This is a genomic window from Gracilibacillus sp. Marseille-QA3620 (assembly GCF_054950035.1).
Map to the genome: position 1 here is coordinate 2837265 of NZ_CM143102.1, position 12832 is coordinate 2850096.

At 44.8% G+C, this 12832-nt stretch carries 9 protein-coding genes; 2 read left to right on the forward strand and 7 right to left on the reverse strand.

All coding sequences use genetic code 11. From position 1 onward, the window contains the following. Nucleotides 1-4: 4 nt before the first annotated feature. Genes ACY8DX_RS14395 through ACY8DX_RS14415 form a run of 5 tightly spaced genes read right to left on the reverse strand, consistent with a single transcriptional unit; the run spans nucleotide 5 to nucleotide 5925 of the window. Nucleotides 5-247, reverse strand: a complete 243-nt coding sequence (locus ACY8DX_RS14395) for a hypothetical protein (RefSeq protein ID WP_049670321.1) — start codon at nucleotides 245-247, stop codon at nucleotides 5-7. Between the two features lie 20 nt (nucleotides 248-267). Then, nucleotides 268-1737, reverse strand: coding sequence for an NCS1 family transporter (locus ACY8DX_RS14400; RefSeq protein WP_049672822.1), 1470 nt, complete (start codon nucleotides 1735-1737; stop codon nucleotides 268-270). 26 nt (nucleotides 1738-1763) lie between these two features. Beyond that, a complete protein-coding gene (hydA, locus tag ACY8DX_RS14405) occupies nucleotides 1764-3182 on the reverse strand; it encodes a dihydropyrimidinase (RefSeq protein ID WP_049670320.1) in 1419 nt (472 codons plus the stop codon). A 41-nt stretch (nucleotides 3183-3223) separates the two neighbouring features. Beyond that, nucleotides 3224-4510: an NAD-dependent dihydropyrimidine dehydrogenase subunit PreA gene (gene preA, locus ACY8DX_RS14410; RefSeq protein ID WP_049670319.1), complete on the reverse strand. Its 1287-nt coding sequence runs from the start codon at nucleotides 4508-4510 to the stop codon at nucleotides 3224-3226. Between the two features lie 59 nt (nucleotides 4511-4569). Further along, nucleotides 4570-5925, reverse strand: a complete 1356-nt coding sequence (locus ACY8DX_RS14415; protein WP_462405506.1) for an NAD(P)-dependent oxidoreductase — start codon at nucleotides 5923-5925, stop codon at nucleotides 4570-4572. 1119 nt (nucleotides 5926-7044) lie between these two features. Here ACY8DX_RS14415 and ACY8DX_RS14420 point away from each other — a divergent pair. Beyond that, nucleotides 7045-7638: a sugar O-acetyltransferase gene (locus tag ACY8DX_RS14420; RefSeq protein ID WP_439801979.1), complete on the forward strand. Its 594-nt coding sequence runs from the start codon at nucleotides 7045-7047 to the stop codon at nucleotides 7636-7638. 694 nt (nucleotides 7639-8332) lie between these two features. After that, complete coding sequence (locus ACY8DX_RS14425) at nucleotides 8333-9610, forward strand: anthrax toxin lethal factor-related metalloendopeptidase (protein ID WP_462406955.1); 1278 nt, start codon at nucleotides 8333-8335, stop codon at nucleotides 9608-9610. Between the two features lie 214 nt (nucleotides 9611-9824). Here ACY8DX_RS14425 and pulA read toward each other — a convergent pair whose 3' ends face one another. Further along, entirely contained in the window at nucleotides 9825-12386 is a 2562-nt protein-coding gene (gene pulA / locus ACY8DX_RS14430) for a type I pullulanase (protein WP_462405507.1), read from the reverse strand. Nucleotides 12387-12609: 223 nt separating this feature from the next. Further along, a complete protein-coding gene (locus ACY8DX_RS14435; protein ID WP_049670315.1) occupies nucleotides 12610-12822 on the reverse strand; it encodes a DUF3006 domain-containing protein in 213 nt (70 codons plus the stop codon). Between the last annotated feature and the right edge of the window lie 10 nt (nucleotides 12823-12832).

A 12832-nucleotide genomic window follows, 5' to 3' on the forward strand; every position in this document is an offset into this window, starting at 1 on the left:
AGACTTAATTCTGAACTGTGCTGGTTTTCGCTTGATTCTCCATCATCTTGACGGAGAAATATTTCCTTGCATCCGGGGTGATGATATGGAGTATATGCTTTTCATATGCTCCTCCGGCATCTTCTCGTTTTGTAAATTCCACATATGCCCCGTCCAGGTTTTCCGTTACCCGCTGAATCGTGAAGCCCTGTGCAAGAAATGAATCAATTCGTTTGCGTTCCTCTACATACTTTGCATAATCTGACATGTATAATCCTCCCATCATGCTTACTCCGGAACTGCTTTTGCCCCCAGGGGCGGATCAGGGTCAGCTTCACTGATTTCCCAATCCCTTCCGGCTGTAATTCCAAGAAACTTCTCATCACTCGGATCTTCAATTTCCGCTTGCGGATACATCTTGAACCACCAATATTTAGCGAGTACATAATAAAGGAAGGCCCCGCAGGCAAACCCGACAAGCGAGGAATAGGCCGAAAGCACGTTTGCAATGCCTCCGCCGATAATCCAGGCAATGAACCCGGCAAAATTGATTCCTTTCCAATACTTAAATTGACCTTCTAATTCATAGAGGTCCGTGACATGGACACGTCTCTTGCGAAGCAAATAATAATCGGCAAACAGGATACCGACAATGGCGGTCAGGATTCCACCGATGATGAGCAAGGCAGAGTTCAACACTTCAAACAGGCTCCATGGCTGTGCCACAATCCCAATCATACCGGCAATAATAACGCCTACCCAAAAAGGCACTTTTGGTCCGCCGACATTAGAGAAGATTGTTGCGGCCGGAATAACATTTGCCGATGTATTAGTCGACCACTGCGCCAGCACAATCATCAACAAAAGGACACCAAGTACGATGCCGCCCGCTGATTCCTGCAAGGCAATAATCGGATCTGACGTACCAACAGCCATGTAAGATACGGCCCCTATGACAATCATGAGTGTATTAAAGATTGGCATCACGACAATACTTCCGAGAAGCTGCGTCTTATTGCGCTTAAACCAGCTGCGTTCATGTCTTGGGGCTTTAAAAAACCTGGACAATGATGGCATATCAGCAGCGAGAGTCGCCCAGAAGCCCATATTGGCCATAACGACAATCATGAAGGCCGTAAAGGCGGAGCCCCCGGCAGCCGGGCTTTCCACCCATGACCAAATATCCTTGCCGGCACTAGCCGCCTTATCAGCAAGCGTAATATACATCCAGCAGGAGATAAGGATAATAATTGGGGCAGCAAGATCCGCAAACCGTTCAATTGATTTGATTCCCATTGCGGTATTGACCAACTGGAAGACCGTGAATAACAGAAAGCAAAGAATCCAGTTATCAAAGCCAAACAAAAGGTTCAGCACAGCATTGATGGCTGTTGAGCCAAAATACGTGTTAATCCCGAACCAGCAAGAAGCCGTTATCCCCCGGACAATAGATGGGATATGCGTTCCGATGGTCCCAAAGGGTGCTCTCATATAAACAGGAAAAGACAGTCCATGTTCAACGCCAATATCCCCAATGATTGTCATTAAAATCCCAATGGCGACAGACCCAATAACAGTTGCCAGAATAACCGTCCCAAGCGGAAGCTGAATGATTCCACCCCCGCCGATGGCAAACGCAGCAAGCACAATCGCCATTCCGACCCATATGACCGCAAAGCCAAATGGCCCGATCTTTCGATTCTCATAACTAATAGGCAGCAAATCTGGAGACTTTAAATAATTTGGCTTCTTTTCCATTAAGGCACCCACCCTTTATTCATTTTTTAATTAGACGGAACAGCGTCCTCCTTCTGAACTAGCGCTTCATTATAGTTCGCCCGCTTAATGTATTGGCCTCGGCCAGGCTCTGCGACGAATTCCTTATCCTTAATGATATAGTCTCCACGTGATAACACCGTGACAGGCTCCCCTTTAACCTTCATTCCTTCAAACGGATTATAATCAACGGCCATATGATGGGTTTTGGCAGACAGCACTCTCTCTTTATTCGGGTCGAAGAGGACAAGGTCCGCATCTGCACCGACAGCGATAGTCCCTTTCTTTGGATAGAGACCAAATAGCTTTGCTGCCTTTGTTGAAACGAGGTCAACGAATTGATTAAGGCTGATTCTTCCTTTCTCGACTCCCTCTGAATAAAGAATGCTCACCCGGTCCTCAATCAGCGGACCCCCATTTGGTATCTTCGAGAAGTCACTCTTTCCGAGATCCTTCTGCCCGTTAAAATCAAAGGAGCATTGGTCAGAGCCGATAGTTTGCAATTGACCGGATTTCAGTGCGTTCCACAGGCTTTCCTGATTCCATTTCTCCCGAAGCGGCGGCGACCAGACATATTTCGCCCCCTCAAAATCAGGCTTCTCCAAATAGGATTGATCAAGCACTAAATACTGCGGACATGTCTCTCCCCATATATCAATTCCTTTCGCACGAGCCTCGGCAATTCTCTTTGCCGCATCCTCACAGGACACATGAACAACGTATAATTGTGAATCAGCAAGACCTGTCAATGTTGCCGCTCTTCCTGTCGCCTCACCTTCCGCCTCCGGAGGTCTTGTGAGTGCATGAAAAATCGGCTCTGTATTCCCTTCCTCAAGCGCCTTTTTGACCAAATAGTCGATAACATCGCCATTTTCTGCATGAACCATTACCAAGGCTCCTAGTTCCTTTGCCGTTACTAACGTCTTGAATAATGTCTCATCATCTGCCTGGAATTGATTTTTGTATGCCATGAAAACCTTAAAGGAAGTAATGCCCTCCTCCTTAGAGATAACCGGGAGCTCTTTTAAAACACTTTCTGTCATTTCGACAATTTGCAAATGGAAGCTGTAATCGATAACCGCCTTGTCCCTGGCTTTGTTATGCCACGTCTCGACGGCATCCTTCAGCGGCACTCCCTTGCTCGTCAAACAGAAATCAATAATGGTTGTCGTCCCACCGAAAGCGGCCGCCCTTGTTCCCGTTTCATAATCATCCTTTGTGACCGTACCGCCAAACGGCATATCCAGATGGGTATGCGGGTCAATACCGCCAGGAAAAACATAATAACCTTCGGCATCAATCACTTCTGCATCCTGGCTCGTAAATCCGTTTCCAATCGAGGTAATGACCCCATCATTGATTTCGATGTCTGCCCTGTACGTATCTGAAGCCGTTACAATCGTTCCATTTTTGATGATTTTTTTCATGCGATTCCCTCCATTTGTTTTCTCTCTTTTGGTCAAGCTGATTACTTTCCAATGACATCTGGCTGAATGGCGCTGAAATTGACAGCTGCCTGGCGTTCATTCCACGTCATCGGCGGCAGGTCTGTCGGCAATTCAATCATATTAATCGCATCATCCACCGGACAGACAATCGAGCAGAGATTACAGCCAACGCAATCCTCTTCCCTCACTTTGACATAGCTTGCGCCTGCCTCATCCTTCAATAAGTCAATGCATTGATGCGACGTGTCCTCACAGGCAATATGACATTTATTGCAATGAATACAGTTGTCCTGGTTGATGCGGGCCACAATCTTATAATTGAGGTCCAGATTGCCCCAGTCCGAATACTTCTCAACCGACTTCCCAACAAGCTCCATTACCGAACCGATGCCCCGGTCATCCAGATAATTAGAAAGACCTTCAATCATGTCTTCAACGATTCGGAACCCGTGGTGCATCGCTGCGGTACATACCTGCACACCGGTTGCCCCCATGAGTATGAATTCAACCGTATTCTGCCAGTTGGAAATTCCGCCTATCCCAGAGATTGGGATGTTGATACGGGGATTTCGAGCACATTCTCCGACCATATGAAGGGCAATCGGCTTCACTGCTGGGCCGCAGTAGCCGCCATGAGCTCCTTTTCCTCCAACATGCGGGACCGTATTCCACGTATCAATGTCAACGCCGGCCAAGCTGTTGATTGTATTAATCAGGCTGATGGCATCTGCCCCTCCGCGAACGGCCGCCTCAGCTGTCGCAGTGATATCCGTGATATTTGGTGTAAGCTTGACAATTACTGGCGTCGTTGCCACCTCCTTCACCCAATAAGTCTGGCGTTCGACCAGCTCAGGGACCTGTCCAGAGGCAGCTCCCATCCCCCTCTCAGCCATGCCGTGGGGACAGCCGAAATTCAATTCCAGTCCATCAACTCCCACAGCCTCCACCCGCTTGACAATTTCATGCCATTTCTCCTGCTTCGGTTCGACCATGAGTGAAGCAATGATAGCATGGTCTGGAAAGCGCTTCTTCGTTTCATAGATTTCCTTCAGGTTCACATCAAGAGGACGATCTGTGATCAATTCGATATTGTTGAAGCCCGCAACCCGCTGTCCGTTGAAGCTGACAGCGGCAAAGCGGGAGGAAACGTTGAGAATCGGGTCTCCAAGAGTCTTCCAGACGGCTCCTCCCCACCCCGCTTCAAAGGCCCGCTGAACCTGGTAGCCGGAATTCGTCGGTGGTGCGGACGCCAGCCAGAAAGGATTGGGTGATTGAATGCCTGCCAAATTAATCTTTAAGTCTGCCATTATATAAACCTCCCTATTGTTTTACTGCTTCCCTGTCCCCCTCATGACCTGAAAAGCAGCTATGCTGTCACACTCGCAGCCGGTGATAAAAGCTTGTGAATGGCATAAGCTGCCTCTTTGCCTTGCTGAGCAGCAGATACAACCATGGCCTCTCCCTGTCCTTTACCGAATATACAATCCCCGCAAGCCGATACCTTTTCATTTGATGTTCGATAAGTTAATGGGTCAATGATGGCAACGCCATCCTCATGCTTTACATTAAATTGCTCAATTAAACTGACATGTCTTGATTGGCCGATGGCTTTGATAACGATATCTGCCTCAATGATGAAGTTCGAGCCTTGCACAGGAATCGGCCGCCTGCGCCCGTCAGGTCCCGCCTGTCCTAATTCCATACGGATGCATTCCACTCCGCTCACCTTTCCTTCCTCATTGGCGAGAATACGGACCGGAGCTGTCAGCCATCTAAACTCAACCCCGTCCTGCTTGGCAAATTCATATTCAAACTCATAGGCTGTCATCTCTTCCTTTGTTCGCCTGTATAGAATCTTCACATTATCCGCTCCAAGCCGGACTGAGCAAGTTGCTGCATCAATGGCCGTATTGCCGGCACCGATGACGACTGCCTTCTTTCCTCTCAAATCACATTGCTCAAGAGCTTGCTTCGTCTCCTTCACAAATTCAATTGCATCACGGACGCCTTCAAGCTCCTCTCCGTTGATGCCGAGGTCCGGTACATTTGACATACCGGCAGCGAGCAGCGTGTAATCAAAATTCTCCAGGATTTCTTCCGCTTGGACATCGACTCCCACTCTTGTGTTTGTTCGAATCTCCACACCAAGGCCCTGGACCTGGTCAACCTCCCAATATGAAACTGCCTGCGGTAGCCGGAATGACACAATACCATATGTATTTAAGCCGCCCGCCTTCTCCTCTGCCTCAAACACGACTACTCGATAGCCAAGCAAGGAAAGCTCACGCGCAGCCGACAAACCGGCTGGTCCTCCGCCAATGATGGCCACAGATTTGCCATTTGGCTGTCCTGCCTTGAAGAGGAGCTGTTCATTCTTCATCGCCCAATCTGTCGCATAGCGTTGAAGATTTCCAATCATGATTGGCTTGGTTGAGTGATTCAATACACATGCCCCTTCACAAAGCTCCTCGGTCGGGCATACACGGGCACAGCTCGCTCCCATTGGATTGGCGGTCATGATTGTCTTTGCAGCTCCTCGTAAATTATGCGTAGAGATTTTCTTAATAAAAGCGGGAACGTTAATGCTAGTTGGACATGCTTGAATACAGGGAGCATCATAGCAATACAGGCAGCGTGCTGATTCCTCCGCCGCCTCCTGATGGGAAAGCCCATGATTCACTTCCTTGAAATTGTCGAGAATTGCCTTCTCAGGTTTACTCATGCAAAAACCTCCTCTTTTTCATTTTGAAAATAGGAATGCAAAATAAAGTCGGGCATGGATGTACCGAACAAAGCTTCTAACATATGCTGCTTTTTGTTAATGGATTGAAAAATAACGAGAATGCTGGTGATTTATATGATTCTTTGAATAGAGAGGGTGTTTCCTTTAAGCCTGTCCTAATACGAAAGTGACAACTTCGAATCGGTCTTCTTAGAAACATTTTGTGTAAAGATAAAAGGAAGAAAAGGAATAGAGCTCCTTTTAGATGTGGATGACGTGTCGCATTGCTTATGTAAAGAAAAATGACACGACTTATAAGATATGATTGTTAATTATATCGTAAACAGAATATTTAGGAAACTTTTTCCTATAAAATAGGATATAAGCACTAAATCAAAACGGGAGGAATGAAGAGGATTGTCGTTTATTGTTAGATTTTCTCACAATGTTTTGTCGATATTTTTATATTCTTCTTACCTTAGATAGAAGATTTCGATCTAATCCCATTAACCAATAAATGACACAGCCATTATAAGCGAGGTGGAGAACTAGATGGTATCTATGAAAAAGATTCACATTCTATCCTTGTTCCTTTTAATCGCACCACCTGTTCATGCCTTATCTTGGTCAACCTCTTATATTGTTTGGGATGGATTAGTTTAGGAGGCCAAACTGGAGGAATATGCTGAAGAAAGTAAGAGTGGTAGGAACATAGAAGAGGTAGAGACCAAACCGGACGAATATACAGGGGAATAGGAGGGTCATGCCTCCAACCATTTTCCAATCGGAACAAAGTATTATGCCATAAAAGTCATCTCCACTACAAAATCAATTGCCGTACAGGGGCAGCGAGTGGATCAGGGCAGATTTTATCCATGAAGCCCCATTTCACCTCAAGGTTGTTTTAAAAAGCTCTATGTTTCTTCCTTCATTCATCCTCGCTGTCTTCATCATACTAATCCTGATTTCCCTTAAGAAGAGGAGACTAGATCATTGAAGGGAAGCTTAACAACGTCTTTGGTGGTTCTTCTTGCGGCTCTCGTCCCCAAGGTCTGTACAGCCCTGCCTAATATCCCTATACTTGTTTATACTAGAAACTAACATGACGGAGAGAACCATATGAAAATGACTGATTTGATGAAACAACCAAAAGCGTACAATGCAGACCATAAAGATATGCCGAACCACCTCCAAGTTAAAGCGAAAACCTTATGCTGGGAATACAATCAAACTCGGCCGGATGAAGGAGAAAAGAGAGCCTCTATCTTAAAGGAGCTTTTCGGGACTTGTCATCCTCTGACCTTTATCGAGCCTTCCTTCCGCTGTGATTACGGCTTCAATATCCATACGAACGGGCTGACCATCATCAACTACAATTGTGTGATCCTCGATACTTCACCCGTTCATATTGGTGCAGATGCATTCATCGCACCGGGCGTATGCATCGCCTGTGCGGGCCATGCCATTGACCCAGAGCAGCGCGCACAGGGAATCAGCACATCTAAGCCCATCACCATCGAAGAGAAAGTATGGATTGGCGCCAATGCAACGATTTGCGGAGGCGTAACCATCGGAGCTGGCAGCATCATCGGTGCCGGCAGTGTTGTTGTGAAGGATATTCCTCCTGGCGTGATTGCTGCAGGAAATCCATGCAGAGTACTTAGGGAAATCACCGGAGAGGATAGATTATCTCCTCAAGATTGGATGCACTAACACACAAGAAGCCACGTATCAGTTTGAAGCTTCATAAACAATCAAGACTAGGTGAACCTCTGATTGTCAGGATTTGAAAATATGAAATAGTTATTATAACAAGCCTTACCTCCAGGTCCTTTTCGCTAGAGGCAGGGCTTTTTTCATGCTTTGACACGCTGCTGTTTGATAAGTCTGTTCTTTGACAGACTGACTCACCCTTTCATTCGTGCTTCTTCTCATTCTCTATAGATGCTTACCAGCCATTGTCTTTTTTTAGCGCCTCGGCTAATCCCCTTGAAACCTTTCCAGATTAGTGGCCGTTTTGATTTTGTCCATCCTGACTGAAGAAGATAATGAGTACGACCTTATAAAATCTATCCAGTTTCAATCATTCTTGCTAATACCGACCTTATTTGACAGTTACCTCTGCTTGATTCACATAAGCTTTCATTTTTCTAGTATGAGGTGTCAAAGAAAATATACATTTAATTAACTGTTTGTCTAAAAAATATACAGAACATCGGAAGATTGCACCTCTCTCCCACCGCCTGATTTCCGTTTATCATTGCTCTTTTCTATATATATATGATTTTTTCCTATTTTTATTAAAACAACAGAATTTGGCATGATACTTGCATTTTTAGTAGATAGGAGGTGAATCTGCAGTTCGTTCAGGTAATAAACTATTTTATTGATAAGGAGATGCTGATTGATGAAAAGAACGCCTGTGAAACCTAATAATATATCCATACTTTTCGCTTTGACTTTTGTATTCTTGTTAGCTTTCAGCTCAAACGCCTTTGCAGCCGAAGACTATTCTCATAATCACACTTTTCAAAATGAAACACTGAAAAAGCTAATTGGCGTACAGGATGACGATAACGATTATGATGTAGAGGAAGCTCAAAATATGATTGACCGGGTTTCCAAAATTAACGAGAGATTAATTTCAGAGACTCAAAAAGCTGGAGTGAGTCTTATACTAACAGATTTCCCAGTGACATATTTGCCAGAGTATCTCTATTTGAAAGGAGTTGTTCCGCGAGGGTGGGAAGGGACTGGATTAACATGGGATGATGTGCCTGGCATAGGAGGAATCCCTGTAACAGCGGCTCGCATTGGATATAGTGATTATGGAAGGGGTCACTCGACGGTTAACCTGGAACTTCATGAGTTAAGCCATGCGATAGACTCTGCAGCAGCAGGATTAGATATCTCCAATTTAGAAGAGTTTGCAAAGATCCACGAGGAGGAATACGAACCATTATTCCATGATCATGTTGTATTCTATTATTTTGCCTATATAGAAGAATACTTTGCAGAAGCAATGGCCTTATACTATTTGAACGAAGACACAAAAGCAAAACTTTTGGAAAGAGCCCCGAAAACATATCATTTTATCGAAACATTACCTCAAAGAATCATCAGCATCGACAAAATCACATCTTCTGAATCTTCTTTTTCATGGGAGCCTATAGATGGTGCAGTAAAGTATGAAGTATACAGGGATGATCGTTTACTGAGAAGCACGAAAAACACGAATTATAAAGATGCTCGTTTTAGGTCAGGCCAAAATTACACATATTATGTCAAAGCATTTGATAAAAAAGGAAATGTATTGAACACAACGTTTCCTCGATTAATTTCGAATGAAGTTCAAAGTCTTCCTGAGAATCCAACGAAACTAGCTGTAAAAACCAAGACAAAAGTAACAGTATCGTTAACTTGGAATCAAGCATCCGGTGCCGATTATTATGAAATTCTCCGGGATGGTGTCGTAGTTGGAACTTCAAAGAATAATAGTTACACAGACAATCGCCTGACACCGAATACCATTTATACGTATAGTGTTAGGGCTGTCAACGCATTAGGAGCTTCTGTTGGGGCCAATGAAATCATAGTCACAACCAATAAAGACCCGAAAGACAAAAATCCTACAAATATCAACGAATATAAAGGAAAACCTATGCACCCTATACCAAATAGATAACAGGAAATACATGATAACGAAAAATCATTTCTCAAATGAATGAACAATTATGGGTGAATCTAAATATAAAAGAACACTATTCTCGCGAAAATCTTCTCCATTATGCCTAGGCGCAAGTTGAACGAATAGCTGGTTACTGGTTTTGTGCTTATTTAAAACATTCGACAACCTGACAAAAAGGCACGGGAACCCCGTGCCTTTTTATCTTGATCGTTTATCTCTTTTTCTTCACATTAACCTCTGTTTGGAGAACGACCGTACTCATAGCTGGAACGACCAATTGCTCACCCTTAATGGTATAGAGTGACTTGGCTGAAGCATTTTCCCCATCTACAAGCACCTTCCATGAGGCATTCGCCGGTAGTGTAAGCTCCCTAGCGCCGTTATTTGCGTTATGAGCGATGAAGTATTGACTTCTATACTTTCCTTTGCCTTCTCCATCAATCGTATAGGCAATCACATTGGCTGGTGCATCCAAGAAGGCGATATGCTCCTTGATTGCGCTTGCCGTGGTCATCCGGAAAGCGGCATGCTTCTTGCGAAGGTCAATTAGTCCCCTCATATAATCCACTTCATGAGAAAACGCCGCGTTACGCTTCCAGTCCATCTGATTGATGGAATCAGGTGATTTATAGCTATTGTGATCCCCATATTTTGTCCGCATGAATTCCTGCCCTGCATGAATGAACGAGATTCCCTGTGAGGTGAGAATGATGGAGGAGGCGAGCTTATGCCTTTGCTTTTTTTCCTCATATCCCGCTTCCGGGTTTGTTAATTCAAGCTTATCCCAAAGGGTATGGTTATCATGGGCTTCCACATAGGTCAGCACCTGCTCAGGATCCTGGTAAGTTGCTTGAGCAGGATCGTAATCAAGGCCTGCCATTATTCCCTTCTTGATTCGATCCTCCATGTTGGCCTTCCCATTGATAAAACCATTATCCTTGTCAATGAAAACACTTCCTTTCAGACCGTCACGGATATCATCATTGAAATGGCCAATACCTGGCATCTTTGCAGCATTCTTCTGGTTTGCTTTTTCAGCAGCTGGCAGTGGCGTATTCAAATCCCATCCTTCTCCGTGAACAATGAAGGTCGGATCGATACGCTTCAATTCCTTTCGAACGAGATTCATGGTCTTAACATCATGAATGCCCATTAAATCAAAACGGAAACCATCAAGCTTATATTCATTTGCCCAATAGGTTGAGGAGTCCACGATGAATTTTCGCATCATTTTGCGTTCAGAGGCCGTATCATTTCCGACACCCGTGCCATTGGCTAATGTACCATCCTCGTTATAGCGATAATAATAGCCCGGAACAAGCTTCTGGAAGTTCGATTCGGCTGCATCAAACATGTGATTATACACAACATCCATGACGACACGGAGTCCTTCTCCATGCAAGGTTTGAACCATCTGCTTTAATTCTTGGATTCGCACTGCAGGGTCATATGGATTCGTTGAGTAAGAGCCCTCCGGAACATTAAAGTTCTGAGGATCATAGCCCCAATTATATTGGGCTTGGTCAAGCTTTGTTTCGTCTACCGTTTTATAATCATAGATTGGCAGGAATTGAACATGTGTAACACCGAGTGATTTAATATGATCAAGTCCTGTTGGCAGTCCATTAGGTCCCTTCGTCCCTTCCTCCGTTACACCAAGGAACTTCCCTTTTTGCTTGATTCCGCTCTCTGGCTGAATGGACAGGTCACGGACATGCAACTCATAAATAATCGATTCCTCCGGGTTACTCAGCTTAGGCTTTTTATGCTTAGCCCATCCCTTTGGATTCGTTTTGGAGAGGTCAATAACAGCTCCCCTTAATCCATTGACAGAGGCCGCTCGGACATAAGGATCGACTGCCTCATTCCACTTATCTCCGATTTTGACCTTATAGGTGTACAAGAGACCATTCTGATTCCCGCGCAGTTTAGCGGTCCATGTACCCTTTTCTCCTCGCTTCATCTTAATTTCTCTGCCAGTCTTATCATCCCATTTCGAGTATACGACCAGCTTTGCCTCTGAAGCTGTCGGGGCCCAGAGACGGAATTTCGTCGAATGACGAGAGTACGTGTTTCCAAGGTCTTGTCCATCATAATAATAAAGTCTGTCGAAAGCCTCTGTACGAACAATCTTCCCAATCTCAACCAGCTGCTCTCCATACCCTTCAATACGAACTTGGTAAGAACCGCTGACATCCAGCTTCTTTTTTGTCTTTAACGTAAATTGATTCGTTACATTTCCCTTTCCGTCAGCCGGGATAATCTCCTGAATATCCGCTCCGCTCAATTCAATGGCAGTCTGCCTGATATCAAGCGGGATGTTTGTTGTCACAGCAATTTGATCAAAATCATCCATTGAGGCTTTCTTGATGACTGGCTCATTGCTTGGCTCTGAATAATATACTTCATCATCTCCTGACATGACCCACACCTCCGCTTTTCCATCCTCAATCCCCTCGATCCATCGGTCGCCGCCATCCTTCTCCCAGGTATCCGTCCGAACGATAAAACCGACACGCTCATAAGTCCCATCCAAAGTAAAATGAGCGACCTTGCCAAACTCATCCTCTCCCGTGAATGGCTGCACATGACCATCCAAACCCTCTGCCCACACCCACAGATTCCAATCCTTCTCATTTCCGTCTGATTCCTGGTAATGGACTGTTATCTCCGTTTTCCCAGCATCTGCCCTAATGCTCAACTCTGGAAAAAATGCGAACAACAGACAAAAGACGGCTAGCAATGCGGTGATTCTCTTCTTATTTGTAAACATCGTCAACTCCCTCTCATTTAGTATAAAACGATAAGGCAAACGCTTGCACAAAAGGACTAAGAAAGCGCTTTCCTTTAATTTCATTCTAGTGAACGGGCCGTTTGGACAAAAGATTAGGTTTTCCTATCTTTTCCATCTACTTTATTCGACAACAAGGTCTTTTTACCCAGTAATGAAAGAATAAAGCCCGGCAGCAGATTAGCACCGGGCCTTCGAAATTATTTTAGTCTTCCCAAACATCTTCCATTAATTGTTCAATTTCCTTCCGAAGCTTCTCGGTTTCGTCCTTCAAAACCTTTACTTTATCGCCGGAAATTTCTACAACATCACCGGTTTCAGCTTCTTTCGGGAAGATTTTCTTTGGGAAATCCTGCGTTTCGCCGTCAATTTCAACAACAGCGATATCCCCTTCAAAGCGGTCAATGATTCCTTTCACTGCTGACCAC